Below are 26,151 nucleotides of genomic sequence, written 5' to 3' on the forward strand. Positions count from 1 at the left end.
GACCCCCTGTCACTCAGATGTACGTACACAGAGTTCGGGGGGAGCACTCGATGCCGAAGAGGATCGCTGTGCGGGGCACGGTCGCCGAGGGGTTCGAGGGCGTACGGGAGGAGTTCGCCGCCGTACTCGCCGAGGAGCGGGACGGTCACGCCGACGCCCAGCTGGCCGCCTTCGCGGGCGGCCGGCAGGTCGTCGACCTGTGGGGCGGCGACGAGATCACCGGCACCACGCTGACCAGCGTCTTCTCCTCCACCAAGGGCGCGGCGCACCTTGTCGTCGCGCTCCTGGCGCAGGAGGGCGTACTGGACCTGGACAAGGAAGTGGCGCACTACTGGCCGGAGTTCGGGGTGGAGGGGAAGACCGGCCTGACGCTGCGCGATCTGCTGGCCCACCGGGCGGGGGTCGTCGGCGCCGACACCGGTTTCACGGACGAGGAGCTGGCGGACGACCGGGTCGTCGCGGAACGGCTGGCAGGGCAGAAGCCGTACTGGCGGGCCGGCACCGCCTTCGGCTACCACGCGTTCGTCATCGGCGCGCTGACCGGCGAGGTGGTGCGGCGAGCCACCGGGCAGACGCTGCGGGAGGTGTACGAGCAGCGGATCCGCGCCCCGTACGGCCTGGACCTCTACCTCGGGCTGCCCGAGGAGCTGGAGCCACGCGTCCTGCCCATCCTGCCGATGGACCCGACGCCGGAGCAGCGGGCGGAGCTGGCCGCGGGCGCGACCTCGCGGCACAGCCTGGGCGGCATCGCGTTCAACCTCAACGGCGAACGGCCGACCGACCCGGTGCGGTGGGCCAACACCCGTCTGGTGCGCGCCAAGGGCAACGCCTCCGCCGCCGGTGTGGGCAACGCGACCGCTCTGGCGAAGATGTACGCGGCGGCGATCAGCGAGGTGGACGGTCGCGCGCCGCTGCTGAAGCCGGACATGATCGCCGAGGTCGGCCAGGTCCATTCGGACGGTTACGACCTGGTGGTCCGTAACCGCCACTCCTTCGGCCTCGGCTTCCAGGCCCTCTCCGACGCCCATCCCGCTCTGGGCGCGGGCGCGTTCGGGCACAGCGGGGCCGCGGGATCGCTGGCGTTCGCCGACCCGCGCAGCGGGGTCGCGTACGGCTACGCGCGCCGCAGGTTCGCCTTCCCGGGCGGCGCGGCTCCGGAGAACGGGCGGCTGGTGGGGGCGGTCGTGCGGGCGGTGGCAGGTGCGGGGGTGGCCGCGGTCTAGCACGGGCCGGCCGGTCCCCGCGGGGCCGCGGCGAAGGGCCGCACCCCTCGCGGGGTACGGCCCTTCGGTCACGCAACGCGGCAGTCGCGTCCGGGGTCAGACGACCGCCAGCTCGACCTTGATGTTGCCGCGGGTCGCGCTGGAGTAGGGGCACACCTGGTGCGCCTTCTCCAGCAGGTCCTTCGCGGTGGCCTCGTCCACGTTCGGGATGTGCGCGGTGAGCTGGACCTCGAGGCCGAAGCCACCGTTCCCGTTCGAGCCGATGCCGACCTTCGCGGTCACGGTCGAGCCGGAGATGTCGGCCTTCTCCTTGCGGGCGACCACACCGAGCGCGCCCTGGAAGCAGGCGCTGTAACCGGCGGCGAAGAGCTGCTCCGGGTTGGTGCCGGCACCGCTGCCGCCCATCTCCTTCGGCGGGTTGACGACCACGTCGAGCTTGCCGTCGTCCGTCGCGACCCGGCCGTCACGGCCGTTCTCGGCGGTGGCGACAGCGGTGTACTTCACGTCTATGTCCTGAATGGTCATGCTGAGGTATTCCTCCTGCTTTGTACGCCGCGACTCGCGCCCACGACCGCGGCGGCTGACGCTGAGCCTATCGGGTGAGGGAAACGATCATCTTGCCGGTGTTCTCACCGCGGAGCAGACCGGTGAAGGCGTCGTATCCGTTCTCGATGCCCTCGACGAACGTCTCGCTGTACTTGAGCTCGCCGGAGCGGACCCAGGCCGAGACGTCCCGGGTGAACTGCGGCTGGAGCGCGGCGTGGTCGCCGACCAGGATGCCCTGGAGCCGCAGGCGCTTGCCGATGATGAGCGCCATGTTGCGCGGACCCGGCGTGGGTTCGGTGTCGTTGTACTGCGCGATCATGCCGCAGATGGTGGCCCGGCCGTGCACGTTCAGCGAGCCGATGGCCGCTTCGAGGTGGTCGCCGCCGACGTTGTCGAAGTAGACGTCGATGCCGTCGGGCGCGGCCTCGCGCAGCTGCTGCGCGACGGGGCCGTTCTTGTAGTTGAAGGCGGCGTCGAAGCCGAGGTCCTCGACGAGGTGCTTGACCTTCTCGTCGGAACCCGCCGAGCCGATGACGCGCGAGGCGCCCCGCAACTTCGCCAGCTGGCCGACCTGGCTGCCGACGGCGCCGGCCGCACCGGAGACGAAGACCGCGTCGCCCTCCTTGAAGGAGGCGACCTCGAAGAGGCCCGCGTACGCGGTGAGGCCCGGCATGCCCAGGACACCGAGGTAGGCGGAGAGCGGGGCGAGCGCGGCGTCGACCTTGGTCGCGTGCTGCGCGGGGACGTCGGCGTACTCGCGCCAGCCGAGCCCGTGCAGGACGTGGTCGCCCACGGCGAAGCGCTCGTCGGCGGAGGCGATGACCTCGCCGACCGCGCCGCCGTCCATCGGCTGGTCCAGCTTGAACGGCGGGACGTACGACTTCACGTCGTTCATGCGGCCGCGCATGTAGGGGTCGACCGAGAAGTGGAGGTTGCGGACCAGGATGCGGCCCTCGCCCGGCTCGGTCACCGGGGCTTCACGCAGCGCGAAGTCCTCGGGCTTGGGCCAGCCGTGCGGGCGGGCGACGAGGTGCCAGGAACGTCCGGTCGTGGGCAGTGCGGTCATGCGGTGCGACCTCCTAGAAAAGCTTCAGGTACTGAAACAACCATGCGCCTGGATATTTAATGTTGTCAAGTAAGTGGGTACGATGGAGCACATGCCCCCTCGTACAGACCGTCTGACCCGCGAAGTCGTCGAGCTCATCGGCGAGGTCGTGGCCCGCTACTACGAGGAGTACGACGAAGCGGCGGCCGAGCACTCGCTCACCGGCGCCCAGGCGCGCGTACTGGGTCTGCTCTCCAGCGAGGCGATGCCCATGCGGCGCATCGCCAGAAAGTTGAAGTGCGAGCCGTCGAACGTCACCGGGATCATCGACCGGCTGGAGACGCGCGGCCTGGTGGAACGGAGACCGGACCCCGCCGACCGGCGCGTCAAACTCGCCGCCGCCACCGAGGACGGGCGCCGGACCGCGGCCCTGCTGCGCGACTCGCTGGACTTCGCGCGCGAGCCGCTCGGTGAACTGTCGGACGACGAGCGCACCACGCTGCGGGACCTGCTGAAGCGGATGCTCGGGGGCTGACCCCGGGGCTCTCCGTTCACTCGCCGTCGCCGTCCGGCCGGCTCAGGTGCACCACCACAGGAACCGGTCGCAGGTCTCGGTCGGCGCGGGTTCCGGTGTCGGCCGGGGGGCGGGGCCGGAGTCGGGGTCCGGATCCGGGTTCGCGGACGACGCCGGCGGCGGGGCCTGCGATGCGGGCGGCGCGGGCGCGGACGACGCGCCGGCCCCGGTCTCCGACGGTGCGCCGCCGGTCTGCGAATCCAGAACCGTCGCGGTGCCGGTGCCGGTGCTGGTGGCGGTGGCGGTGCCACTGGGGCTGTCGGTGCCCGTGGCTTTCGCCGAGGGGGACTTCGACGCCTTGGCGGACGGCGAGCCGCTTTCCGAGGCCGAGGCCGAGGCGGAACGTACCGCCGCCGACGGATCCGCCCCCGTCTCCCCCACGCCGCCGTCGCCGGTCCGGGCCGGCTGCCCGCCCGGGGCTTCCCCGCCCGCGCCCCCGCCTTCGCCGTCACCCTGTACGGCCCCGGACGCCAGACCCTCGCCCACGGACTCCGTGGCGAGCTCGGCCAGGCTCAGCGCGCCCCCGGCCAGCACCAGGCCCACGCAGACGAGAACCATCTTGCGTCCCCGGCGCCGGTGCGCCCGGCGGGCGCTGCGGGCACGCTTGGTACCGGTACGCCGGGCGGCGCGGCCGGGGCCCGCCGTGTCCTCGGGGCCTGCCGTGCCCGACGGCGCTGCGGGCTCGGCAGGCTCGGCGAGCGCGGCCGGCTCGGCGATTCCTTGGTGGCTGTCGTCACCGTGACGGACGTCGTGTTCCGACGGCGCCCCGGGCGCGGTGTGACCGAGTTCACCGGCGGGGGCTCCGCATCCGGCACAGGCCAGAGCGCCGTTGAGGTGCCTGCGGCAGGAGTAGCAGTAATCCATGGCGCCCGCAGGTTACGGTCCCCGAGGGCAGAATCGGGGACCGCGCCTGTGAGGATCCTGTGTGGAGTCCGGCCTTCCGCGGCGTGTCAGCGGGGCGGGGCAGGATGGGCGTATGCACACGGGCACGCACTCCTTCGGACCGTTCGGACCGCTCGACTTCCAGCTGGTGCTGTTGCGCCGGATGGCCGACCACCAGCCGGACCTGGTCGAGGACGCCCGCCGGGAGCTCGGAGCGACGCTCGCGCAGCTGCGCGAGGCCCATCGCCGCTGGCAGGCCATGGTGCGCTCACCACGGGCGCGCGGCACCGTGGCGCGCTACCGCTCGGTGCTCGGGCCGCCCGAGACGTCCGTACGCCGCAGGGTCGGCGACCTGGAGTGCGACGCCCTGGCCTGGCCGGTGCCGCTCTGGCCCGGCCTGCGCTTCGAGGTGCTGACCGCGCCGGGCGGCGCCGTGTGGAACGAATGGCTGGTCCGTGCCCCCGGCGCCCCGGCGCCCGAGCTGCGCACGGCCGGTGATCTGCGCCCCTGGTCGTGCACCGTCGACGAGGCGGCCCGCGCCTTCCCGCCGGCTCGCCCGATGGAGGGAACGGCGCCCACGCGGTGGCGGCTCGGGCTGACGCTGCCCGACGGGAAGGCGTGTGTCGCGGAGTTCACCTGGGGTTTGTTGCAGCGCGTGGAGTTTCCTGACACACCGTGAGATCTGGCCGCCCGGCTCCTGGCACGGCGTCAGCTCGTACGCCCGACCGGCTCATCCCAGCGCGCGTGCGGCCGCCGGCGCCCGCACGATGCGAAGCAGGACCGGCGCCCGTCGGTCCGTCAGTGCTCTCGGGAGAAGAACCTGCCGTGACCGTCAGTCTTGAGCAGTTGCGCCGTTGCCATATCGCCGTCGACCTCGGGGCCGCCAGGACCCGCGTGTATGTCAAGGGCTGCGGGCTTGTCGTCGACGAGCCGAGTGTGGCCGCCGTGAACACCCGTAGCGGCGCCCTCATCGCCGTCGGTGCCTTCGCCGAGCAGATGACGGGCCGTACGCCGGACTACATCCGTGTCGTACGGCCCGTGTCCGGCGGCACCGTCGTCGACATCGAGATGGCCCAGCGCATGCTGCGCCATCTCCTCGGGGAGAAGCTCCGGCGCCAGCTCCGCCGCAAGCCACGGCTGCGCGCCGCCGCCTGCACGCCGCACGACAGCGACCCGCTCGCCCAGCGCGCGGCCGTCGAGACCCTGATCGGGCTCGGTGCGCGCCGCGTCGAGCTGGTCGACACCCTCATCGCCGCCGCCGTCGGCTGCGGGCTGCCCGTGGAACAGCCGTCGGCCACCATGATCATGATGTGCGGGGCGGCCGCCACCCAGGTCGCGGTGCTCTCGCTCGGCTCGATCGTCACCGCCGAGCGCATGCCGGTCGGCGGCAACGCCATCGACCACGCGGTGCTCCAGTACCTGCGTCAGGAACACCAGCTGATGCTGCCGAGCCAGTCCGTACGCCCCCTCCAGCTGGCCCTCCGGGGCAACGGTCTGAACTCGCGGGGCCCCGCCTCCACCGAGATCCACGGCCGGGACGTGGTCACGGGCCTCGCCCGTTCCGTGCAGGTCGACACCGCCGCCGTGCGCCAGGCCATCCACGCTCCCCTCACCGCCGTGCTCGACGGGCTCGGGAAGGTACTGCGCGACTGCCCGCCCGACCTGGTGGCCGACCTGGCCGAGCGCGGGATCATGATGGTCGGCGGCAGCGCGCTGCTGCCGGGCCTCGACCAGATGCTGCGGGACGCGACGGGCATGCCGGTGCACATCGCGGAACGGCCCGACGTCTGCTCCGTGCTCGGGCTCGGGGCGATGCTCGAAGGCAAGATCCATCCGATGGTCCTCCAGCCGATCAGGAACTGAGGACGTACGGGGAGGCGCGGGAGGACGGGAGGACGGGGCGCCCATGGCCCCGGAGAGCGGCGCACGCGTGGCGCCCCGGCTGCCGATGCTGCTGGAGGCCGTACTGAAACGTCGGCTCCGACCTCGATCTGCGCACCACGCTCCAGCACATCGTGGACACCGCCACGGAGCCGGCCGGGGCGCGGTACGGCGCACTCGGGGTGGTCGGTCCCGGGCGCGGCACCGTCACGGAGCTCTCCACCTCGGGCGCCGGCGACGAGGCGCGGGAGCGCGTCGGCCGACTGCCGGACGGGCGGGCCGGCGTACGGCTGACGGTGACCGACGACGGGGCGGCCGGGAACGGGCGGCGCGGTACGACGGTCACCTGGCAGGCAGCGCTGTGACGCACGGGCGTGTGGCTCACGGGTGTGACGCACGGGCGTGGCTCACGGGTGCGACGCACCCCCTGTGACGCACGGGTGTGACGCACGGGCTGCGGTCGCCGGAGGGTGAGCCGTAGGGTCGGCCGCATGGCTGCCTCCCCGCCCTTCTCCCCCGTGTCCCCCTTGTTCCCCGCGCTGCGCCTGCGCTCGGACCGGCCCGCGCTGCGGTTCGGCGACCGCATGCTGACGTACGCCGGACTCGCCCGTGCCGCCGGTGACCTGGCCGCCCGGATCGCGGGCGCCGGACGGGTGGCCGTCTGGGCCACCCCGAGTCCGGAGACGGCGGTGGGCGTGGTCGCGGCGCTGCTGGCGGGGGTGCCCGCGGTGCCGCTCAACCCGAGGACCGGGGAGCGGGAGCTGGCGCACATCGTGGCGGACAGCGCGCCGACGGTGGTGCTGGCCGCGCCCGGCACCGGACTTCCCCCGGCGCTGGGGAAGCTGGAACGTATCGACGTCCCGGTGGCGGGCGGCGCGCCGGGGCCGCTGCCCGACGAGCCGCCGCCGGGCTCCCCCGCTCTGGTCGTCTACACGTCGGGGACGACCGGGCCGCCCAAGGGCGCCGTCCTGCCGCGCCGTGCGATCGCCGCGACGCTGGACGCGCTGGAGGACGCGTGGGAGTGGACGGCCGACGACGTGCTGGTGCACGGGCTGCCGCTGTTCCACGTGCACGGGCTGATCCTGGGCGTCCTCGGGCCGCTGCGGCGCGGCGGCGAGGTGCGGCACCTGGGCAGGTTCGACGTGCGGGGCGTCGCGCGGGAGCTTTCGGCGGGCGCGACGATGTTCTTCGGCGTACCGACGATGTACCACCGGCTGGCCGAAGCGCTCGACGACGACCGGGAGCTGGCGAAGGCCCTGGCCGGGGCCCGGCTGCTGGTGTCGGGGTCGGCGCCGCTGCCCGAGCGCGACCACCGGCGGATCACGGCGGCGACGGGGCGTGCGGTGATCGAGCGGTACGGCATGACCGAGACCCTGATGAACACGGCGGTACGGGCCGACGGCGAGGCCCGCCCCGGCACGGTCGGACCGCCGCTGGCCGGTGTCGAACTGCGGCTGGTGGACGAGGCGGACGGCATCGGCGAGATCCAGGTGCGCGGGCCGAACCTCTTCACGGAGTACCTGAACCGCCCGGACGCGACGGCCGCCGCCTTCGACGGGCCCTGGTTCCGTACGGGCGACCTGGCGACCAGGGACACCGACGGCTACGTACGGATCGTCGGACGCAAGGCCACCGACCTCATCAAGAGCGGCGGCTACAAGATCGGCGCGGGTGAGATCGAGAACGCGCTGCTGGAGCATCCGGGGGTGGCGGAGGCCGCCGTCACGGGTGAGCCGGACGAGGATCTGGGCGAGCGGATCGTGGCGTGGGTCGTGCCGGCTGATCCGCAGTCGCCGCCGTCCGGGGCGGAGCTGGCGTCCCATGTGGCGGATCTGCTGGCCCCGCACAAGCGGCCGCGCGCGGTCCGGCTGCTGGAGTCCCTGCCGCGCAACGACATGGGCAAGATCATGAAGCGGGCGCTCGGCGGCTAGGCGGGGTCCGGCCGGTGCCCGGGGAGGGCGCCGGCCGGGTCGCCGCCGCGCGCACCGCCCTCGACTCCACGGTCACCCTGTCCGGTCCGGCCATGGCCTTCGGCACGGTCCGGTCCGTCGTCCTCCTGGTCGCGGGCGGCCACCGGCCGCTGGCCGCCCTCACCCTCCTGGCCTGGCCGCCGGCCTGGGGCGCGTACCGCGCGTCCCTCCAAGCGGCGACCGCCTACGGCCAGGAGGCCGCCGTCGTCCTCGACCTCCACCGCCACGAACTGCCGCGCCATCCGGAGCCCGGGGTCGCGCGGGAACCCGCCGCGGAGCGCCGGATGTGGGACGACCTCGCCCAGTTCCCTCTGCGCAGTCCGCCGCTCCCGACCGGTCCTCAGGTCACCAGCGGCAGCTGACGCGCGGCGCCGGGCGACGGGCGACGGGCGACGGGGCGGGCAACCACCCGGCGCACCCCTCCGGGGCCGGGGCAGCAGAGGGCGCGCGAATCCTCACGCGGCACCCGGCAGGCCACGGCGGCGTATCACCGCCCATGGCCCACCACACCGTGCGAGACCGCTTGACGGCAGACAGTCCCGGGGAGGCGCCCCGCCCTACCGTCCGAGCCCGTACGTCCGCTCGGCCGTCCCGGCGAAGACGTCGGCCCGCTCCCCCTCCGCCAGCCCGGCGGTCAGCTCCCGCGCCGCCGCGAGGACACCGGCGTACGAAGACGCCAGCTCGCACACCGGCCAGTCGGAGCCGAACATCAGCCGGTCCGGGCCGAACGCGTCGAGCACCGTGCCGGCGTACGGGCGCAGGTCCTCCACGGTCCAGGCCGCCCGGTCCGCCTCGGTGACCAGGCCCGACAGCTTGCACACGGTGTTGGGCAGTGCGGCAAGGCGCCGCACGGCCGAAGCCCACGGCTCCAGCTCGCCGGACGCGACCGGCGGCTTGCCCGCGTGGTCGAGGACGAAGCGGAGCCCGGGGTGCGCCGCCGCGGCCTGCGCGGCGGCGGGGAGCTGGCCCGGCAGGACCACCAGGTCGTAGACGAGCCCGGCGGCGGCGACCGCTTCGAGACCGCGGTGCACGTCGTGGCGCAGCAGCCACCGGGGGTCCGGTTCGCCCTGCACCTGGTGGCGGATGCCCACGAGGCGGTCGCCGCCCGGCAGTGCGCGGAGGCCGGCGAGCGCGTCGGCGACCCCGGGCGCGGTGAGGTCGGTCCAGCCGACGACGCCCGCCACGAGGTCGCTCGTGGCGGCGAGCGCCAGGAACTCCGGGGTCTCCTCGGCCACCGTGACCGTCTGGACGAGTACGGTCGCCCGGACTCCGGCGGCGGCGGCCTGCGGGGCGAGATCCCCGATGAGGAAGTCGCGGCGCAGCGGGGTCAGTTCGGTGCCGGTGATCCAGTCCTGGTCGCGCACGGACAGGTCCCAGACGTGGTGGTGGGCGTCGACGATGCGCACAGCTGACCCACTGGCCCCAGCTGTCTCAGTGGTCCCAGCAGTCTCAGCAGTCTCAGCAGTCCCAAAGGCTCCGAGCGTCACAGAAGTCACGGCAATCCCAGCTCCCAGACGACCGGGAGGCCGGCTCCGGCGGTGCGGACGGCCGCCGTCAGTTCGTCCGGGACCTCGCGGTGGGCCTGCTCGCACTCCTCGACGCGGTCGGCACGGACCCGTGTGTGCAGGGCGGCTCTCATCAAGGCTCCTCGGAGGCGGCGGGGACGGCGGGGGCGGCGGATGTGGGAGGAACCGCGCGCGGCGGGCACTGCGGCGGCGGGCACTGCGGCGGCGGGCACTGCGGCGGTGGGCGGGCCGCGTGCGGCGAGGCCGGCTCTCACGGCTGCCCGGCTTCCGCCGGGACCGGTACGCCCGCCCCCAGCAGGCCCTCCGCGCGCAGTTCCTCCCACATCCGCGCGGGCACCCGCCGCGCGAACATGGCGGCCGCGTCCGCCACTTCGGCCGCCGACCGCATCCCGACCAGCACACTCGCCACCGCCGCCCCGCCGAAGGGGAAGCGCAGGGCCGCGGCGCGCAGCGGGACGCCGTGGCGCTCGGCGACGGCCTTGGCCCGCAGGGCCCGGCCGAGGAGGTTCATCGGCGCGGGGGCGTAGTCGTACGTCGCGCCGGGGCGCGGATCGGCCAGCAGGCCGGAGTTGAAGACGCCTCCGACGACGACGCTCCTGCCGCGGGCGGCGGCTTCGGGGAGCAGTGCACCGGCCGCGCGCTGGTCGAGGAGGGTGTGGCGCCCCGCGCACAGCACGGCGTCGACATCGGTGTCGCGGAGGAAGCGGGTGAGCATCCCGGTCTGGTTCATGCCGGCGCCGATCGCCCGTACGGTCCCTTCGGCGCGCAGCCGCTCCAGCGCCGGGTACCCCTCGCGGAACGCCTGCTCGGCGTGGTCGTCGGGGTCGTGGAGGTAGACGACGTCGACCCGGTCCAGACCGAGCCGGCGGAGGCTGTCCTCGACGGAGCGCCGGACGCCGTCACCGCTGAAGTCCCAGACGCGGCGGTGCGTGGCGGGTACGGCGAAACCTGCGTCCGGACCGACGGAGCCGACGGAGCCGACGGCACCGTCCGCCTCCTCCAGCAACCGCCCCACCTTGGTGGAGAGGGTGTACGTGTCGCGGGGGCGGTCGCGCAGGGCGTCGCCGAGGCGCCGTTCGGAGAGCCCGAGGCCGTAGTGGGGTGCGGTGTCGAAGTAACGGATGCCCGCCTCCCAGGCGGCGTCGACCGCCGAGGCGGCGTCCTCGTCGGTGACGGGGGTGAAGAGATTGCCGAGGGCGGCCGCCCCGAAGGACAGCGCGGTGACGGGCACCCCGCTGCGCCCGAGCGTGGCGACGTCCCCCGGGTTCGCCGGCGTACTCACCGGCCTGCCGGATCTACCGGATCTGCCGGACCTGCCGGACCTGCCGGGCGCAGGCGCAGGCCCTGCATCCCCCCGTCGACCGCGAGCGCGGTGCCGGTGACGGAGGCCGCGGCGGGGCTCGCCAGGTAGGCGATGGCGGCGGCCACCTCCCCGGCACCGACCAGGCGGCCCATGGGCTGGCGGGCGTCGAGGGCGGCGCGTTCGGCCTCCGGGTCGTCGGCGGCGGCCAGGAGGCGGCCGACCCAGGGGGTGTCGGCCGTACCCGGGTTCACGCAGTTGACGCGTATCCCTTCCCGTACGTGGTCGGCGGCCATGGCGAGGGTCAGGGACAGCACCGCCCCCTTGCTGGCGCTGTAGAGCGCGCGCTGCGGCAGCCCGGCGGTCGCGGCGATCGAGCAGGTGTTGACGATCGCGGCGTGCGCGGACCGCCGCAGGTGCGACAGCGCGGCGCGGGAGGTACGGACCATGCCGAGGACGTTGACGTCCAGGACGCGGTGCCACTGCGCGTCGTCGTTGTCCTCGACCGTGCCGACGGCGCCGATGCCCGCGTTGTTGACCAGGATGTCGAGCCGCCCGCCGAGCCGGTCCACCGCCGCGGCGACCCCTTCCCGTACGGACGCGTCGTCCGAGACGTCGGCCTTGATGCCGAGCAGTGGCGCCTGCGCACCGGACGGGTCGAGGTCGAGTACGGCGACATCGGCGCCGCGCGCGGCGAGCAGTCGCGCGGTGGCGTGGCCGATGCCGGAGGCACCGCCGGTCACCAGGGCCTTCAGCCCGTCGAGGCGATTCGGATCGGTCTCGCTCATACGGCGGCCTCCTCGGCAGCGGCAGCGGCAGCGGCAGCGGCGTCTGCGGCCCAGAACGAGCCGCCCGGATAGGTGAACTCGGCGATGGACCCAGGACGCATCGTGGCCGAGAAGCCCGGCGCGTCCGGTGCCGCGTAACGCCCGCCCCGCATCACCACGGGGTCGGTGAAGTGCTCGTGGAGGTGGTCGACGTACTCGATGACGCGGTTCTCGGTGGTCCCCGTGAGCGCGACGTAGTCGAACATCGACAGGTGCTGCACCAGCTCGCACAGCCCGACGCCGCCCGCGTGCGGGCACACCGGCACCCCGAACGCCGCGGCGAGCAGCAGGATCGCCAGGTTCTCGTTGACCCCGCCGACCCGCGCCGCGTCGATCTGGAGCACGTCGATCGCCCCGGCCTGGAGGAGCTGCTTGAAGACGATGCGGTTCTGTACGTGCTCGCCGGTGGCGACCCTCACCGGCGCCACCGCCCTGCGGATCTCGGCGTGTCCGAGAATGTCGTCGGGGCTGGTCGGCTCCTCGATCCAGTACGGGTCGAACTCCGCCAGCGCCCGCGTCCACTCGACGGCCTCGCCGGTGTTCCACCGCTGGTTGGCGTCGACGGCGATGCGGATGTCCGGGCCGACGGCGGCGCGCGCGGCCCGCATCCGCCGGACGTCGTCCGCCAGGTCCGCGCCGACCTTCAGCTTGATCTGGGTGAAGCCGTCGGCGACGGCCTCCCGCGCCAGCCGGGTCAGCTTCTCGTCGGAGTAGCCGAGCCAGCCGGGCGAGGTGGTGTAGCCGGGGTATCCGTCCGCGCGCAGCAGCGCCTCCCGCTCGCCGCGCCCGTCCCGGCCCCGCCGCAGGAGCCCCAGCGCGTCCTCGGCGCTGAGTACGTCGGCGATGTAGCGGAAGTCGACCTGCGAGACGAGCCATTCGGGTTCGGCGTCGGCCAGGAACTTCCACAGCGGTTTGCCCGCCCGCTTGGCGGCCAGGTCCCAGGCGGCGTTGAGCACCGCCCCGATCGCCATGTGCATCACGCCCTTCTCCGGGCCGAGCCAGCGCAGCTGGCTGTCCCCGGTCAGGTCCCGGCCGAGCGTGCCGGGGTCCGCGCACAGTGCGTCGGCCGGCCGGCCGACGAGGTGCGGGCGCAGGGCCTCGACGGCCGCGACCTGGACCTCGTTGCCGCGCCCGATGGTGAAGGCGAAGCCGTGCCCCTCGTGCCCGTCCGCCGCGTCGGTGCGCAGCACCACGTAGGCGGCGGAGTAGTCGGGGTCGGGGTTCATGGCGTCGGAGCCGTCGAGCTCGCGCGAGGTGGGGAATCTGATGTCGTACGTGTCGACGGCGGTGATGCGGGGACCTGCTCCGGTCACGGTCACGTAGGGACTGCCTCTCACGCTCGGGCGAAGGTCCGGTGCCGGCCGCCGGGTTCGACCGCCCTGTGCGGGCCGGGGGTCTCGCCGGGTCGGCGGAGTCCCATGGCCTTGTCCTTCGGTGGCCCGGTGCCTCGGTGACTCGGTGCCTCGGCCCCCCGGTCCCGGGCTCTGCCGGGCGTGACACGCGCGATCATGAGGGCGACGAGGGTGATCCCGCCGTAGATCGCCCGGATCCAGAAGGACGGCACCTGGGCGAGCGCCGGCGGGGCACAGGCGGCCGGGGCCACCGCGCGTGCCGCTCTCGTCCTGTTCCCCACTGTCCTGCCAGTCATCGGACGACTCCTCGACGAAGGGAAGCTCTGGGTCGCACCGGGGCGGATCGGCCGGATCCCGCCGGAGGCCGCGCCGAATATGTATCAGACCTCTCCGCCCCTTCACCACCCCTCGGGCGCCAATTCCCCAGCAAAAGCAGCTCATTGATCCGATGACTGGCGTGATGAGCGCGATGAGGGTGATGAGACCGCCCGGAACGCGGGAGCCACCAGCCGGTGCCGTCCGGTCCGGGCTAGTCCGGCGGGGTCGGGGTGTCCGGCCCCTGGAACATCGTCTGGATGTCCAGCTCCAGCTTGACCGTGGGACCGACGACGGCGATGCCGCGCGCGAGCATGTTCCGCCAGTTCAGGGTGTAGTCCTCGCGGTGCAACTCGGCCGTGGCACGCGCGGCGCACCGCAGTTCCTCCCCGTACCCGCCGTTGACCGCACCCAGGTAGGTGGTGTCCAGGACCACCGAGCGGCTGACGCCGTGCATGGTCAGCGAGCCCTGCACGCCCCAGTTGTTGCCGCCCCGGTAGACGAAGCGGTCGCTGATGAAGTGGAGGTACGGGTAGTTCTCGACGTCGAGGAAGTCGGCGGACCGCAGGTGACCGTCGCGCGTGTTGTTGCCCGTCGTGATACTCGACGCGTCGATCCGTATCTCGACCTGCGAGTCCTCGACGTTGTGCGCGACGCGCACGCCGCCCTCGAAGCGCTCGAACCGCCCGTGGACGTTCGCCATGCCGACGTGCCGCGCGATGAAGCGGATCGCCGTGTGGGGCGGGTCGAAGAGCCAGGTGCCGGGCGGCGGCGGCTCCAGCTGCTCGGACACCTCGAGCTGCACGCGGCCCATCGGCAGCGTCTCGCCGGCCGCGATGTCGAAGGTCCAGCGGGCGGGCTGCATGCCCTCCGCCGTCATCAGCAGGCTGTACGCACCGGGCGGTATGGCCGCACAGAACAGGCCGTACGCGTCCGTGGTCCCCTTGGCCATCGCGCGGCCGGTGGCCTTGGCTGTCACCGTGACCTCGGCGCCGCCGAGCGGCTGCCCGATCGGGTCCACCACTTCGCAGTTGATGGTGCCCGCCCCGGCCGGCGCGGGGAGCACGAGTCCGACGCCATCGACGAGGGCCGCCTTCGATCGCCTGCGACGGAGGAGTGGGAGGACCATGTAGTTCACCTTTCAATCGAGGCAGCCCAGGATAGGTCGTCACCGGAATCATCCGTTCATTCCCCCGGGCGCCCCCGGACCGGAACCGCTGGTGAACGAGTGGCCGCCGCCTCCGGCCCGTGCCGACGGAGCGGAGACCTCGGCCACGACCCTGCGACCCGCCCCGCCCGGCGTTAGGTTCGCCACCATGGACGTGATACGGCACGGCTCACCCGGCGACCCCGATCCCCTGCGCCGACTCTCCCCGGACGAGTTGCGCCGGCGTACGAGCATGAAATGGCGCGCGTACCCGGACGACGTGCTGCCGCTGTGGGTGGCGGAGATGGACGTGCCGCTCGCCGAGCCGGTGGCGCGCGCGATCACGGACGCGGTCGCGCTCGGGGACACCGGCTATCCGTTCGGGACCGGCTACGCCGAGGCGCTGGCGGAGTTCGCGCAGAAGCGGTGGGGCTGGGACGGACTGGCGCCGGAGCGGACGGCGATCGTGCCCGATGTGATGCTGGGCATCGTCGAGGTGCTCAAGGTGATCAGCGGTCCCGGCGATCCGGTGGTGGTCAACTGCCCCGTCTACCCACCGTTCTACCCATTCGTGGAGCACATGGACCGGCGGATCATCGAAGCACCGCTCGGCGGCGACCTGCGGATCGATCCCGCCGGTCTGGAAAACGCGTTCCGGGCGGCCACCGCGAACGGGGGCCGGGCAGCGTACCTGTTGTGCAGCCCGCACAACCCGACCGGCACGGTGCACACCTACGGCGAACTGGCCGCCGTGGCCGCGTTGGCGGACAGATATGGGGTGCGGGTGGTCGTCGACGAGATCCACGCCCCCGTCGTGGCTTCCGGAACGGCGTTCGTGCCGTACCTGAGCGTGCCCGGGGCGGAGAGCGGCCTCTCCCTGATGTCGGCGTCCAAGGCCTGGAACCTGGCCGGCCTCAAGGCCGCGCTCGCCGTCGCCGGACCCGCCGCAGCCGACGACCTCGCACGCGTCCCCGAAGAAGTGAGCCACGGGCCCAGCCACCTCGGCGTCATCGCCCACACCGCCGCCCTGCGAAACGGCACCGAGTGGCTCGACGCGGTGCTCACCGGGCTGGACAGGAACCGGCGGCTGCTCGCCGGCCTGCTGGCCGAGCACCTGCCGGGCGTGCGCTACCGGCCCGCGGAAGGCACGTACCTCGCCTGGCTCGACTGCCGGTCACTCGGCCTGGGCGACGACCCGGCCGAGGTCTTCCTCGCACGCGGCCGGGTCGCCCTCAACTCCGGGAAGAGCTTCGGCACCGGCGGCGCCGGCCATGTCCGGCTGAATCTCGCGACCTCGCCCGAAACGATCGCAGAGGCGGTACGTCGCATGACCGCCGCAGTCGCCTGACGACGGCTCGCACGGAACGGCCGCCGGCCTGCCGCGAAGGCCCTTGCCGTGGCATTGCCACAGCCCAGAACGGTTTCCCTGCCCTGAGGAGACCCGAGGGGAGTGGGGCGGCCGGCCGTGACCGGGAGCCGGACCACGGCGGAGGGCGCTCCTCCCGTACGAGCCTCTCGATCGACCTGCCCCGGCTCCTCATGACCGCCGGGCACAAGACGCCCGGCGACCCCCGGGGCACCGGCTGGGGCGCCCTCGTCGCGGCTGCCGCACGGCACGACGCCGAGATCTCCGGCACGGCCGTGTGCGGGACCTCGCGCGGCTGGTCGAGGAGGGCGAGGCGGACGTCCGCCGTCAAGCCCGCCAAGCGGTGACCGCGCGCCGGCCGGCCGTGGGCGCGGGTTCGCGTTACCCGGAGCGGACCCGGGCGCGGTACGCCATCATGGGGCCACCAAGGACAGTCGTAGGTTCTGATCACGGAGCGGAGCCCATGCGCCGGAAGCCGACCACGCGACGCCCAGCCTTCCTCGTCGTACTCCTCACCCCGGTGGCACTGCTGCTCGCGGCGTGCGGAAGCGACGGCACGGACAAGACCGCCCCGGACCCAGGGAGCACGCCCCGGACGTCGACGAGCGCAGCCGCGCGATCGCAGGGCCCGGACGCCACGCCCGACGAGAGTCCGAGTGCCTCTCCCCGCCCCACCGACGACGGCCTCCCGGCGGACCCCACTGTGGACGCGAGCTCCCGCGTCGACGAGGCGTTTGGTGTCGCGCGCACCGTCGCGCTCCAAAGCAACCTGCGCTCTGTCGATCCCGCGCTCGGCGGACCCGGGGACATCGGCAAGGCAGACGCACAGTGCGCCGACCTCCAGCGGAACGTCGCCGATCCGGACCAGGCCGCCGCCCGGCGGTTCAGCTCCGGGAACCACAAGGTGACCGAGGCCGACGGCAAGCGGATCAACACGCTGTTGCGCAACACCTACTGCGGCTGAAGACCGTGGCCCGTGACCGAGCGGGCCGGCGCCGCTCGCTCGCCCTTGCCCCGGCCCTCGTCACCGCCCGGTCTTCCGATGCCCCGCCACGCCGTGACGTGCCGTCCCCGCAGATCCGGCCGGGGCAGCAGGCGGTCGAAGGAAGGGGCGAGGAGGCGGGCTGCTCACGGCTGATCGTGCTTGACGTTGCCGACGAACAGCCGGCCCGCACCATAGATGCAGACGATCATTCCAAGGAGTATCCAGCCCCCGCTCATCCCGGACACGATGAGGAAAACGGAAAAGGCCACTCCAGCGACGGCGAAGACGGTGGCGAACAGCATGAATCGCTTGACCACTGCCCGTTGTTCAACAGACCACCCGACTCGGGGCACGGTTCCTCCTTGGTTGGGCGCGGGCCGGGAATCGGTTCCCGGCCCGCGCACGCTCTTTCCTCAGCCTCCGACGGCGTTCGAGGCTATCTGGCTGGAACTCCATGAGATGGCGTAGCACCCAGCCGTCGCTCCGAGCGACCCTCCCAGGGTCGCCGGAGCCGACGCCGCTACGGCTGCCCCGCAGACAGCGCCTGCCACACCACCCGCGACGACCCCCGCGACGTCGCCCCAGAGGGCTTTGGTGTCCCCTTGTGCCAGGTGTGCCGCACCGGTGGCAAGGTCACCGACCGGGCCGAGGGCGTCTGCGACTCCCGTCAGACTGAGCAGTCCGTCGGGGTCGATGCGGTTGACGGGATCGCCCTCTGCGTAGAGGTAGGGGTTCTTCTCCTGGCCCGAGGGGTCGGGGGAGTTGAAACGGCCGATGTTGGCGTCGTAGTAACGGGCGCCGAAGTGGTAGAGGCCGGTGGGGTCCTGGTAGCCGCCGGCGAACCGGTAGGGCTGGGCGACCGGTTCGCTGGAGCGGGCCAGGATACGGACTCCGCGGGGGCTGTAGGTGTAGGTGTTGACCTTGGTGCCGGTTTCGTCGGCGAGGCCGATCACGCTGCCGACGGCGTCGGTGAGGTAGTAGTAGGACTTGCCCCCGGTCGTCATGGAGTTCAGGGTGCCCCCGGGCTCCCGGTTGAATCCCATGTCCACACCGGCCGTGGTCTTGGCCGACAGGCCGAGCGGGCCGTTGTGGAAGAAGGTGTCCCCGAGCTTGATGCGCTCGGACTGGTCGGTGGAACCGTACTGGCCCTTGTACGTCTTGCTGTCCACGGTGATCGAGGTCAGCTGCGCGTAGTCGGACCAGGTCTCGCCGGTGCGGGTGTACTCGGGTGTGGAGGCGCCGGCGGTCTCGTTGCCGGCCTTGTCGTAGGACCAGTTCACCGCGGAGCCGTTCTTCGCGGTGATCTGCTGGGCGTCGTTGATGGTGTACGTGGTGCCGCGCGGGCAACCGGGGTCGGCCCCCTGGGAGGTCAGGTTGCCCGCCAGGTCGTAGCAGTACTGCCAGGAGTCCGTGATCGCGCCGGCCTTCTCCTCCTTGGCGTAGGAGAAGCGGCCCGCACCGTCGTAGGTGTACGTGAACTTGTGTCCCGAGACGGCGTCGGTGCGGGTGCGGACCTTCGTCCCGTCCTTGGTGCCGTTGAGGTAGGAGTAGGACAGGTCCGTCAGCGTTCCCTTGGGAGAAGTCGCCTTGATCTTCTCCGGCCGACCGGACTTGTCCGGCGTGACGGTCTGCACGGTGCCGCCCGGGTAGGACGTCTTGGTGCGCAGGGCGTTGTTGTTGTACTCGTACTTCGTGGTCTTCCCCGTCGGATCCTTCAGCTCGGTGAGCTTGTTGACCGCGTTCCAGGTGTAGTCGGTGACACCGGCCGGGTCGGTGTAGGTGTCGACGTTTCCGGCCGGGGTGTAGGTCAGCTTCGTCTGCGAACCGTTCTGCAGGGTGCGGACCGTCTCCCGGGACAGCGGGTCGAATTCGTACGTGATGACACCTGAGCCGTCGGACCGCTGCATGAGGTTGCCGTCGCCGTCGTAGGAGTAGGTGACGGTCGCGTAGCCGGAAGTGTCGACCTTGGTGATGCGGTCCCGTTCGTCGTACTCGAACAGCGTGGTGACCCCGCGGCCGTCCTTCGTCGTCGCGGTCCGGCCGAGTGCGTCGTAGGTGGAGGTCGTGACGCCGAGTGGCGCGGGCGGGGTGACCTTGGTCAGGTTGCCCTGGGCGTCGTAGGTGAAGGAGGTGGAGACCGACTTGGTGTCGGACATCTTCACCGTCACTTTGCACCGCTGGCCCTGGAAGCCGCCGCAGGTGGGTGAGGCGGGGTTGTAGTCGAAGGACTGGCTGCCGCCGCCCGTACCGGTCACGGCGACGGACTTGGTGTTGCCGGCGGTGTCGTACTTGTACTCGGTCTTCTCGTCGTCCGCGCCGGTCGTCGTGGCGGGCAGGTCGGTGCCGGCGACGGTCTGCCAGGCGGCCGTGGCCGTCGCGCCCGTGGGCAGCTCGGCGGAGGTGGGGTTGTTGCGGGCGTCCCATCCGTAGTCGGTGACGTTGCCCCCGGTGCCGTCCACGCCCATCGCGTCGCTGGCGGTGTCGATGTTGCGGTTGGCGTCGAACGTGCGCGAGCGTGAGTGGCCGAGGGCGTCGGTGACCCTGGTGACCCCGCCGTCGGCGTTGTGCTGGTACTTCGTGGCGTGCTGCTCGGGGTCGGTGACCGTGGTGGTTCCGGCCTCCGAGGGGTCGACGTTGGAGTACGCGTAGGTGTAGGTGGGGCCGGTGTGGCCGGTGGAGTTGGTCTCGGTGGCGCGCAGCATGGAGCGCACCCGGTTGTGCTCGTCGTAAGTGAAGGTCGTCACCCGCCCCTCCGGGGTGGTGATCTTCACGACGCGCCCGTCGGCGTCGAAGCCGTAGGCCGTGGTCTTGCCCTCGGTGTCGGTGGTGCGTGACAGGTTGCCGCCGCCGTCGAGGTCGAAGACGGCCGTGCGCCCGGTGTGGTCCTTGGCCTGCCACTGGTTCGGGTAGGTCCTGACGAGGTCGATCCAGCGGCCGGAGCGCGTCTCGGTGAGCTTGAAGCCCTTGTGCTCACCGGTCTCGTCGTGCTGGTCGACGGTGATCGTCCCGTTGTTCTTGTCCGTGGCCTTCGTCAGCGTGCCGGAGGCGTTGTAGGTGTCCTTCAGCCCCGACTTGCGAGCGGTCAGTGTGTAGGTGCCGTCCGCGTTCTTCTTCAGGTCCTTCGAGTAGCCCTTGGGCGTGACGAACGTGCCGTCGGCGTTCTTGGCGAAGCGGACCGCGTCCCCGGTCGCGTCGTAGAGCACGACCTCGGAGGTGTCGATCGCGAGGTAGCGCTCGTACTCCTGCCACCACCGCTGGGAGACCTTCCCCCACGGCGCGTCGAAGGAGTTGTAGGTGCGGGCCAGCCGCAGCTTCTGCCCCACACCCGCCACCTCGAAGTCGGTGGCCGCCAGCATCAGGTTGCCGTTGGACAGGTTGATCCGCGCGACCAGCGAATCGGTGATACGGAAGTCGGAGATCTGATGCCACGGAACCGCGCCCTGGCCCTCCGGCCGGTACGGCACGCTCAGCGCGCTCAGCGCGGACTTCCGGGTGGCCGGTGCCGCCGAGCCGGCCCTCTTCTTCTGCGCCGCACGCCACGCCGCCACCTCCGGCGCTGCGGGCGCCTGCGCCTTGTTGGCAACGGGCTTGGTCGAGCCGGTCCGGACCGGCGGGATCTGGAAGCGGGGACCGCTTTTGCCCCATACCGAGGACGGTCCCGGATCGGCCGGAGCGGCCGACGCCGGTGTCATCGGAACGGCCAGCGACAGCGCGGCGAGCGCGGCGACCAGGCCGTACCGGGATGATCTGCGGGCACGCCGAAGAGACGTGTCCGAAACACGTGAGTGCATCAACTTCCCCCCACAGGAAGATCCGTCACGGTGACCCCAGTGGTCACCGAGAGGCTCAGACGCTGCCACGCATGGGTTCAAACGTTCGAGGCGGTGCCCGAAAACCTGCCCATCATGTGCACCAGATCAAGCCGAAACACGGCAGCAGCCCTGCCCGCCCCACCACTCCCTGAGCGCAGCACTCACCGCCCGGTACGCAGGGAGCGGGCGTCCGGAACCTGGCCTGAAATGGTGCAGCCCGGGAGCGGGCCGGACCCCGCCCGGCCACACGAAACAGCGCCCGTCGGGGCGACGGCCGGAGCGAAAGCGGCACCACAGGCAACGGCTGTGATCCGGCTGCCCGGCCGCAACGGCTGTGCCTGAGCGCCTCGGTCGGCCGGTAAGCGTTCCATCCGGCGGGTGTGAGCGCTCCGGGGCCCGGCAGCGCGCCGGACGTGACGTGTCCGGTGAGGGTTTCCCCGAGCGGCGGCCCAGGGCAGTGGTGGACGCATGTCCCGGTGGCACGGCAGCCGCCGGGAGACCTTCCCCCGGGATTCGCCGACCCCGGTCAGATCGGCGGTCTACCGTACGGACATGCCGCGCTGCCTGCCGCGGTCACATGAGGAGGCTCCCGTGCCATCGTCCTGCGACCCCCAGTACGCTCCCGCCGGCGATGTGGGTGCGGCGCTCATGGTGATCGACTCCCGGCTCAAAGCCATCTACGACGGCAAGACCGGGACCGATCCCGAACAGCTGCTGTTGATGAACCAGTTCACCGCGTCTCTGGGTCCCAGGGGAGCCCAGGACCTGCTGGACGGCGCGTGCACGCTCATCTTCATGTTCATGAAGTGGTTGCGGATGGCCCACGAGGACCACGACAAGGACGTCATCGAGTACGTGGTGCCCAGCCTCGTGGCCACGATGCGCATGATGCCCAAGAGCGTCCGCCCCGAGGCCATCCCCACCATGGCCGGCCTGGTCGTCGCGGCAGGCACCGGCCTGAGCCCCAGCCTGTGGCGCAAGCAGTACGGCGACTGGACCGAGGACGAGATGAATCCCCTGGAAGCCACCGCCTTCCTGCTCGCGGAGCACATCAACCGGATCACCGACGACCGCGACTTCGCCTCCCGCCTGATCTCCGAAGCCCTGTCCGGCGCGGACCAGGACTGACGTCCGGCGTCTTCGGGAGAGCTCCCTGCGGCGGCACACTCGGGGGACGGGTGCGTCATCGCACGCCGGGCCGGCTCGGCAGGGCGGCTCTCCGCGGACAGCCGTTAGGTGGCCGGCTCGGTCCGGCCGCGGACATCCCGGCCGGACCGCGGATACTGACGCAACAGCTGTGGGCCGGTTCCCGTGGGTGCCGAGCCTGCCGGCGCGGGTCGGCTGCGCTCGCCGGCCTCGCGGTCGTCACCGCAGGCACAGCCTCCCGGGAGGGCCGACAGGGGCCTGCGGGCCTCAAGGCCGGAGCAGGGCCTTCATCGGGCCGCGATGCCGCTCGTGGCCGTTGCCGTCCGGGTCCGGAAGCGGCGCCGGTACTCGGTCGGTGTCGTGTCGAGTCTGCGGCGGAAGGCCCTGACCAGGGTGTCGACGGTGCCGAATCCGCAGGTGGAGGCGACCCGTTCCAGGGTCGCGTCGGTGGATTCGAGCTGGTGGCGCGCCACTTCGACGCGGGCCGACTCGATGTAGGCGTGCGGTGTCATGCCGAGCTCGGCCTTGAAGATCCGGGTGAGCTGCCGGTCGCTGACGTGGGCGCATGCGGCGAGGTCCGCGACCGTGAGGGGTTCAGCGATGTTACGCATGATGTGGTGGCGGAGATCCTCGATGCGCCGTGTCGTGGCGACCTGCTCCAAGGGAACGCTGAACTGACTCTGCCCGCTCGGCCGTTTCAGGTACATCACGAGTTGCCGGGCGACGCGCAACGCGACGGCCTCGCCCAGGTCGTCGGCGATGAGGGCGAGTGAGAGGTCGAGGCAGGCGCTGATTCCGGCGCCGGTCCAGACATCGCCTTCGCGGATGAAGATCGGGTCGGCGTCGACCTCGACGGCCGGATGGTCGGCGGCGAGTTGCCGCGCTGTCGACCAGTGGGTGGTGGCGCGCTTGCCGTCGAGGAGTCCGGCGGCCGCGAGGATGTGCGCTCCGACGCAGACGGAGGTGACCCTCCGGGTCCGGCCGGCGAGTTGTCTCACCCGCTCCACCACGGCGGGGTCGACGAGCGGGTGCACGCGGCGCTGATCGTCCACCTCGACCGCGCCGGGCACGATCAGCGTGTCGATGCCCTTCGCGGACGGTTCGGACAGCGTGTCGAAGGTGACGTCGGGCAGGACCCGGACCCCGGCGCCGGTGGTGACCGGGTCCATGGTCTCGGCGGCGAGGACGACGTCGTAGGCCGCCGCCTCGTCCGTCTCGCGCCGTGCGAGGGAGAACACCTCCGGTGGTCCGGTTACGTCGAGCAGGTCGACGCCTTCGAAGAGGACTATGACGATCAGTCGTCCGACGGTGCTCACTGGACCCCCCGCGTTCGGCAACAGCCATGTCGGTAACTGCATGTTAGTTGACATTGCCGACGCCCGGCGGTGAGCCATAGCGTCATGGGCACAGGGCACCGCACCGGTGAACTGCTTCCCCCGACACGCGACTCCAGGCGGTTTCCCATGCCCAGAACGACACTGCGTCGGCTCAACGGCTTCGACGACACCCCGGCGAAGCTCGCCGAGTCCACCCTGGTCCTCATCGACTACCAGAACACCTACACGACCGGTGTCATGGAACTGGACGGCTGGCAGGACGCGCTCGGCGCCGCCACCCAACTGCTGGCGCGGGCCCGCCAGGTGGGCACGGAGGTCATCCACGTCATCAACGACGGCGGCGAGGGCACCCCGTACGACATCCGGGCCGAGATCGGCCAGATCCACCCGAGCGTCGCACCGGTCGACGGTGAGCCCGTCGTCGTCAAGAAGGCACCGAACGCCTTCGTCGGCACGGATCTGGACGAGCACGTCGACGCCGCGGGCAACAGCGACCTCGTCATCGCCGGGTTCATGACGCACATGTGCGTGGCGTTCACCGCCCAGGGCGCCTTCCTGCGCGGCAACCGCCCCACCGTCGTGGCCGACGCCAGCGCCACCCGCGCGCTGCCGGTCGCGGGCACCGAACTGGACGCCCGCCAGGTGCACTACAGCGCCCTCGCCACCATCGCCGACCTGTACGGGGTCGTCGTTCCGTCCCAGAAGGAGATCTCCTGATGAAGCTGCTCCGCCCGGCCGTCGCCCTCGCCACCGCCGCCGTCCTCTCGGCCACCGTCACCGCGTGCGGCGGAAGCTCCGAGGCCGCCGCCTCCAAGGACGAGCCGTCGGCCTCCGCCACTGCCACTGCCACTGCCACCGCCGAGAAGAATGTCGCGAAGGACACGACAACACTGCGGAAGCTCAACGGCTTCGGCGAGACCCCGGCCACGCTCTCCGACGCGACGCTCATCCTCGTCGACTACCAGAACACCTACACCGAGGGTGTGATGGAACTCGACGGGTGGAAGCCGGCGGTGGACAACGCCGAAGCCCTGCTGAAGCGGGCCCGCGAGGCGGGTACGCCGGTCATCCACATCGTCGACAAGGGCTACGACCTGAAGTCGAAGGCGGGCCGGATCATCCCGGCACTCAAGCCGGCCAAGGGCGAGCCCGTCGTCGAGAAGAGCGTCCCGAACGGCTTCCACGACACCGATCTCGCCGAGAAGGTCAAGAGGGCCGGGAACGAGAACGTCATCATCGCCGGGTTCATGACGAACATGTGCACCCTGTTCACGACCCAGGGCGCGTTCCTCAACGGCAACAAGCCGACCGTGGTGGCCGACGCCTCCGCGACCCGGCCGCTGCCGCTGAAGGGCGACCCGGACGGCGTCCCCGCCCAGCAGGTCCATCAAGCCGCTCTCGCCACGGTCCAGGACCTCTACGGAGTCGTGGTCCCGTCGCAGAAGTCCCTGACCTGAGGCCACCTGACCCCCACCCCTGACCCCCCACCCTGAAGTCCCCCCACCCTGATCTCCCCCCACGCCGTTCCCCCCACATCACTGAGAGCACTTTCACTCACCACAGAAAGCAGAAGACGGGGCATGGCAACACGTAGAGGATTTCTGGGTACCGCGTCGGCCGTCGGGGCGGCCACGCTCTTCACTGGCCAGTCGGCCTCGGCGGCGACCGCGGGGACCACCGCGACCGACGAGAAAGCGGCACGCGACGCGATACGCGCCGTCAACGCGAGAATGCGCGCGAATTACGCAGCCCTCAAGAGCGAACTGACGACGCAGCTCAGTCCAGTCATCGTCGTCTCGAACAACGCGGTCGGCGGACGCTTCACCCTCATCAACGACGGCAGACAGATCGAGACCGTCGACCCGGTCCCGGAATACTTCGAACTGGCCAAGTCGATCGCCCACGTTCCCCTGGGGATCTACTCGGTGATCGCCGCCTACCTCAGCGACCAGGTCCCCAACATCCCCAACGCGGACCGCATCGACCCGCACGACCTGGGCATGGTCGTCACCAAGGCACCGGGCGACAGTGGCTGGATCACCCCGCTGAACGCCTTCGGGACCACGCTGCAGGCGGCACGGACCAAGCTCGAGACCGCCAACCTCCCTCTCGACCTCGATAATTCCTGCGACAAGATCCTCGGCGAGGCCGTCAAGTTCATCGACGCCTCCGTCGCGGCCCGGTCGTTCGACATGGTGTCGTTCAACCGGTTCGCCGCCACCGTCTACCCGTCCATCCGCGTCAACATGACCTTCGCCGCCACCGCGCAGATCACCGGCATCGAAGGACTCATGAAGCGGTGGCGCACGCTGATCGGCGAGAAGGCGTGGAGCGACCTCTACGTCACGGTGCTGTCGATCTGGACCACGGCCGAGCTGAACCAGGCGTCCATCATCATCCGCCGCACCATGAACCAGGCGAAGGTGGACACCCACCTGATCGACCTGCCGACCGTGGAGACCCCCTCGAACTCGATTTCCGTGGCCCTGGACAACCTGGCACGCATCGTCCAGGACAACGTCGCCGCCGAGATGGTCTTCAACACCGATCTCAAGGTCGCCGACGCCCTCAAGGGCAGGGAAGACCTGCTCTCCGACGAGATCCTCCAGCAGATCGGCGGGACGGCGCCCACCGCCAGGACCGCCGCCCTCGGTGCGGCGGCAGCGACCGGCGCCTGCCCGATCACCGGACGCACCGCAGCGGTGTGATCACCAGGCATTCCCCGCCCCCGAGGCGGGGGATGCCTTTTCGGGACGCTCGGCCCAGCCCTCGCACCCGCACCACACCGCCTTACCCCCCCCCACCAGGACCGGGGCCCCACGCCCCACTTGTCCACCACCGCGTACAGCGGCAGCCCGCAACGGCGGTTCGGGGCGACCGTACGACGTACGTCGTACGGCAGCTCGGTCTCTACTGC

At 71.7% G+C, this 26,151-nt stretch carries 25 protein-coding genes and 2 pseudogenes; 14 read left to right on the top strand and 13 right to left on the bottom strand.

Going from position 1 to position 26,151, the window contains the following annotated elements; translation table 11 throughout:
* Positions 1-50: 50 nt before the first annotated feature.
* Positions 51-1,223 (top strand): serine hydrolase domain-containing protein, encoded by a 1,173-nt coding sequence (locus tag ACWDZ4_RS03060; RefSeq protein ID WP_451506716.1) that lies wholly within the window; start codon positions 51-53, stop codon positions 1,221-1,223.
* Between the two features lie 96 nt (positions 1,224-1,319).
* On the opposite strand, the gene ACWDZ4_RS03065 is transcribed toward ACWDZ4_RS03060, so the two are convergent.
* The gene (locus ACWDZ4_RS03065) at positions 1,320-1,748 is read right to left on the bottom strand and encodes an organic hydroperoxide resistance protein (RefSeq protein WP_344492240.1); all 429 of its coding nucleotides are present in this window, start codon (positions 1,746-1,748) and stop codon (positions 1,320-1,322) included.
* 67 nt (positions 1,749-1,815) lie between these two features.
* A complete protein-coding gene (locus ACWDZ4_RS03070) occupies positions 1,816-2,835 on the bottom strand; it encodes an NADP-dependent oxidoreductase (protein WP_451506717.1) in 1,020 nt (339 codons plus the stop codon).
* A 91-nt stretch (positions 2,836-2,926) separates the two neighbouring features.
* Between ACWDZ4_RS03070 and ACWDZ4_RS03075 the strand changes: the two genes are divergently transcribed.
* Entirely contained in the window at positions 2,927-3,349 is a 423-nt protein-coding gene (locus tag ACWDZ4_RS03075) for a MarR family winged helix-turn-helix transcriptional regulator (protein ID WP_451506718.1), read from the top strand.
* Between the two features lie 42 nt (positions 3,350-3,391).
* Here ACWDZ4_RS03075 and ACWDZ4_RS03080 read toward each other — a convergent pair whose 3' ends face one another.
* Positions 3,392-4,252, bottom strand: coding sequence for an SCO2400 family protein (locus ACWDZ4_RS03080; protein ID WP_451506719.1), 861 nt, complete (start codon positions 4,250-4,252; stop codon positions 3,392-3,394).
* 112 nt (positions 4,253-4,364) lie between these two features.
* On the opposite strand from ACWDZ4_RS03080, the gene ACWDZ4_RS03085 reads away from it, so the two are divergent.
* The 5 genes from ACWDZ4_RS03085 (at position 4,365) to ACWDZ4_RS03105 (ending at position 8,483) form a co-directional block, all read left to right on the top strand.
* Entirely contained in the window at positions 4,365-4,949 is a 585-nt protein-coding gene (locus ACWDZ4_RS03085) for a hypothetical protein (RefSeq protein WP_451506720.1), read from the top strand.
* Between the two features lie 146 nt (positions 4,950-5,095).
* Positions 5,096-6,133: a rod shape-determining protein MreB gene (mreB, locus tag ACWDZ4_RS03090; RefSeq protein WP_451506721.1), complete on the top strand. Its 1,038-nt coding sequence runs from the start codon at positions 5,096-5,098 to the stop codon at positions 6,131-6,133.
* A gap of 152 nt (positions 6,134-6,285) precedes the next feature.
* A complete protein-coding gene (locus ACWDZ4_RS03095; protein WP_451506722.1) occupies positions 6,286-6,516 on the top strand; it encodes a hypothetical protein in 231 nt (76 codons plus the stop codon).
* Positions 6,517-6,669: 153 nt separating this feature from the next.
* Positions 6,670-8,082: an acyl-CoA synthetase gene (locus ACWDZ4_RS03100; RefSeq protein ID WP_451506888.1), complete on the top strand. Its 1,413-nt coding sequence runs from the start codon at positions 6,670-6,672 to the stop codon at positions 8,080-8,082.
* A gap of 14 nt (positions 8,083-8,096) precedes the next feature.
* Positions 8,097-8,483, top strand: coding sequence for a hypothetical protein (locus ACWDZ4_RS03105; RefSeq protein WP_451506723.1), 387 nt, complete (start codon positions 8,097-8,099; stop codon positions 8,481-8,483).
* A gap of 195 nt (positions 8,484-8,678) precedes the next feature.
* Here ACWDZ4_RS03105 and ACWDZ4_RS03110 read toward each other — a convergent pair whose 3' ends face one another.
* The 7 genes and pseudogenes from ACWDZ4_RS03110 to ACWDZ4_RS03140 form a co-directional block, all read right to left on the bottom strand.
* On the bottom strand, positions 8,679-9,527 hold the full coding sequence (locus ACWDZ4_RS03110) for an amidohydrolase family protein (RefSeq protein ID WP_451506724.1): 849 nt from the start codon (positions 9,525-9,527) through the stop codon (positions 8,679-8,681).
* A gap of 95 nt (positions 9,528-9,622) precedes the next feature.
* Positions 9,623-9,760, bottom strand: a pseudogene (locus ACWDZ4_RS03115) (L-rhamnose mutarotase); the annotation flags it as partial.
* Between the two features lie 137 nt (positions 9,761-9,897).
* On the bottom strand, positions 9,898-10,929 hold the full coding sequence (locus ACWDZ4_RS03120) for an aldo/keto reductase (protein ID WP_451506725.1): 1,032 nt from the start codon (positions 10,927-10,929) through the stop codon (positions 9,898-9,900).
* Positions 10,926-11,735: an SDR family NAD(P)-dependent oxidoreductase gene (locus ACWDZ4_RS03125; RefSeq protein WP_451506726.1), complete on the bottom strand. Its 810-nt coding sequence runs from the start codon at positions 11,733-11,735 to the stop codon at positions 10,926-10,928. Before ACWDZ4_RS03125 ends, ACWDZ4_RS03120 begins: the two co-directional genes overlap by 4 nt.
* Positions 11,732-13,087, bottom strand: coding sequence for an enolase C-terminal domain-like protein (locus tag ACWDZ4_RS03130; protein WP_451506889.1), 1,356 nt, complete (start codon positions 13,085-13,087; stop codon positions 11,732-11,734). The genes ACWDZ4_RS03125 and ACWDZ4_RS03130 overlap by 4 nt, the downstream gene beginning before the upstream one ends.
* A 161-nt stretch (positions 13,088-13,248) precedes the next feature.
* Positions 13,249-13,347 (bottom strand): annotated as a pseudogene (locus ACWDZ4_RS03135) (ABC transporter permease); the annotation flags it as partial.
* 308 nt (positions 13,348-13,655) lie between these two features.
* On the bottom strand, positions 13,656-14,570 hold the full coding sequence (locus ACWDZ4_RS03140; RefSeq protein ID WP_451506727.1) for a YceI family protein: 915 nt from the start codon (positions 14,568-14,570) through the stop codon (positions 13,656-13,658).
* A gap of 187 nt (positions 14,571-14,757) precedes the next feature.
* Here ACWDZ4_RS03140 and ACWDZ4_RS03145 point away from each other — a divergent pair, with 187 nt between their 5' ends.
* The 3 genes from ACWDZ4_RS03145 to ACWDZ4_RS03155 all read left to right on the top strand — a co-directional run bounded on the left by ACWDZ4_RS03145 (position 14,758) and on the right by ACWDZ4_RS03155 (position 16,918).
* Positions 14,758-15,936 carry a MalY/PatB family protein gene (locus ACWDZ4_RS03145; RefSeq protein ID WP_451506728.1) on the top strand — a complete coding sequence of 393 codons (1,179 nt, stop codon included), beginning with the start codon at positions 14,758-14,760 and terminating at the stop codon, positions 15,934-15,936.
* A gap of 191 nt (positions 15,937-16,127) precedes the next feature.
* On the top strand, positions 16,128-16,301 hold the full coding sequence (locus tag ACWDZ4_RS03150) for a hypothetical protein (RefSeq protein ID WP_451506729.1): 174 nt from the start codon (positions 16,128-16,130) through the stop codon (positions 16,299-16,301).
* 116 nt (positions 16,302-16,417) lie between these two features.
* Positions 16,418-16,918, top strand: a complete 501-nt coding sequence (locus ACWDZ4_RS03155) for a hypothetical protein (protein ID WP_451506730.1) — start codon at positions 16,418-16,420, stop codon at positions 16,916-16,918.
* Positions 16,919-17,082: 164 nt separating this feature from the next.
* Here ACWDZ4_RS03155 and ACWDZ4_RS03160 read toward each other — a convergent pair whose 3' ends face one another.
* Positions 17,083-17,256, bottom strand: coding sequence for a hypothetical protein (locus ACWDZ4_RS03160; RefSeq protein ID WP_451506731.1), 174 nt, complete (start codon positions 17,254-17,256; stop codon positions 17,083-17,085).
* A 96-nt stretch (positions 17,257-17,352) separates the two neighbouring features.
* Complete coding sequence (locus ACWDZ4_RS03165) at positions 17,353-20,730, bottom strand: RHS repeat-associated core domain-containing protein (RefSeq protein ID WP_451506732.1); 3,378 nt, start codon at positions 20,728-20,730, stop codon at positions 17,353-17,355.
* A gap of 612 nt (positions 20,731-21,342) precedes the next feature.
* On the opposite strand from ACWDZ4_RS03165, the gene ACWDZ4_RS03170 reads away from it, so the two are divergent.
* Entirely contained in the window at positions 21,343-21,879 is a 537-nt protein-coding gene (locus tag ACWDZ4_RS03170; protein WP_451506733.1) for a hypothetical protein, read from the top strand.
* A 305-nt stretch (positions 21,880-22,184) separates the two neighbouring features.
* On the opposite strand, the gene ACWDZ4_RS03175 is transcribed toward ACWDZ4_RS03170, so the two are convergent.
* Positions 22,185-23,213 (bottom strand): GlxA family transcriptional regulator, encoded by a 1,029-nt coding sequence (locus ACWDZ4_RS03175; RefSeq protein WP_451506734.1) that lies wholly within the window; start codon positions 23,211-23,213, stop codon positions 22,185-22,187.
* A gap of 147 nt (positions 23,214-23,360) precedes the next feature.
* Here ACWDZ4_RS03175 and ACWDZ4_RS03180 point away from each other — a divergent pair, with 147 nt between their 5' ends.
* From ACWDZ4_RS03180 to ACWDZ4_RS03190, 3 genes are all read left to right on the top strand, one after another.
* On the top strand, positions 23,361-23,951 hold the full coding sequence (locus ACWDZ4_RS03180) for a cysteine hydrolase family protein (RefSeq protein WP_451506735.1): 591 nt from the start codon (positions 23,361-23,363) through the stop codon (positions 23,949-23,951).
* On the top strand, positions 23,951-24,691 hold the full coding sequence (locus tag ACWDZ4_RS03185) for a cysteine hydrolase family protein (RefSeq protein WP_451506736.1): 741 nt from the start codon (positions 23,951-23,953) through the stop codon (positions 24,689-24,691). The genes ACWDZ4_RS03180 and ACWDZ4_RS03185 overlap by 1 nt, the downstream gene beginning before the upstream one ends.
* A 123-nt stretch (positions 24,692-24,814) precedes the next feature.
* Positions 24,815-25,942, top strand: coding sequence for a hypothetical protein (locus ACWDZ4_RS03190; protein WP_451506737.1), 1,128 nt, complete (start codon positions 24,815-24,817; stop codon positions 25,940-25,942).
* Positions 25,943-26,151 lie beyond the last annotated feature (209 nt).

This window comes from Streptomyces sp. NPDC003016 (assembly GCF_053591455.1).

What these genes read in the sequence shown, in the direction of transcription:
- ACWDZ4_RS03060 (WP_451506716.1), top strand. Translation starts at nt 51, where the DNA reads ATGCCGAAGAGGATCGCTGTGCGGGGCACGGTCGCCGAGGGGTTCGAG.
- ACWDZ4_RS03065 (WP_344492240.1), bottom strand. Translation starts at nt 1,748, where the DNA reads ATGACCATTCAGGACATAGACGTGAAGTACACCGCTGTCGCCACCGCC.
- ACWDZ4_RS03070 (WP_451506717.1), bottom strand. Translation starts at nt 2,835, where the DNA reads ATGACCGCACTGCCCACGACCGGACGTTCCTGGCACCTCGTCGCCCGC.
- ACWDZ4_RS03075 (WP_451506718.1), top strand. Translation starts at nt 2,927, where the DNA reads ATGCCCCCTCGTACAGACCGTCTGACCCGCGAAGTCGTCGAGCTCATC.
- ACWDZ4_RS03080 (WP_451506719.1), bottom strand. Translation starts at nt 4,252, where the DNA reads ATGGATTACTGCTACTCCTGCCGCAGGCACCTCAACGGCGCTCTGGCC.
- ACWDZ4_RS03085 (WP_451506720.1), top strand. Translation starts at nt 4,365, where the DNA reads ATGCACACGGGCACGCACTCCTTCGGACCGTTCGGACCGCTCGACTTC.
- ACWDZ4_RS03125 (WP_451506726.1), bottom strand. Translation starts at nt 11,735, where the DNA reads ATGAGCGAGACCGATCCGAATCGCCTCGACGGGCTGAAGGCCCTGGTG.
- ACWDZ4_RS03140 (WP_451506727.1), bottom strand. Translation starts at nt 14,570, where the DNA reads ATGGTCCTCCCACTCCTCCGTCGCAGGCGATCGAAGGCGGCCCTCGTC.
- ACWDZ4_RS03145 (WP_451506728.1), top strand. Translation starts at nt 14,758, where the DNA reads ATGGACGTGATACGGCACGGCTCACCCGGCGACCCCGATCCCCTGCGC.
- ACWDZ4_RS03150 (WP_451506729.1), top strand. Translation starts at nt 16,128, where the DNA reads ATGACCGCCGGGCACAAGACGCCCGGCGACCCCCGGGGCACCGGCTGG.
- ACWDZ4_RS03155 (WP_451506730.1), top strand. Translation starts at nt 16,418, where the DNA reads ATGCGCCGGAAGCCGACCACGCGACGCCCAGCCTTCCTCGTCGTACTC.
- ACWDZ4_RS03165 (WP_451506732.1), bottom strand. Translation starts at nt 20,730, where the DNA reads ATGCACTCACGTGTTTCGGACACGTCTCTTCGGCGTGCCCGCAGATCA.
- ACWDZ4_RS03180 (WP_451506735.1), top strand. Translation starts at nt 23,361, where the DNA reads ATGCCCAGAACGACACTGCGTCGGCTCAACGGCTTCGACGACACCCCG.
- ACWDZ4_RS03185 (WP_451506736.1), top strand. Translation starts at nt 23,951, where the DNA reads ATGAAGCTGCTCCGCCCGGCCGTCGCCCTCGCCACCGCCGCCGTCCTC.
- ACWDZ4_RS03190 (WP_451506737.1), top strand. Translation starts at nt 24,815, where the DNA reads ATGGCAACACGTAGAGGATTTCTGGGTACCGCGTCGGCCGTCGGGGCG.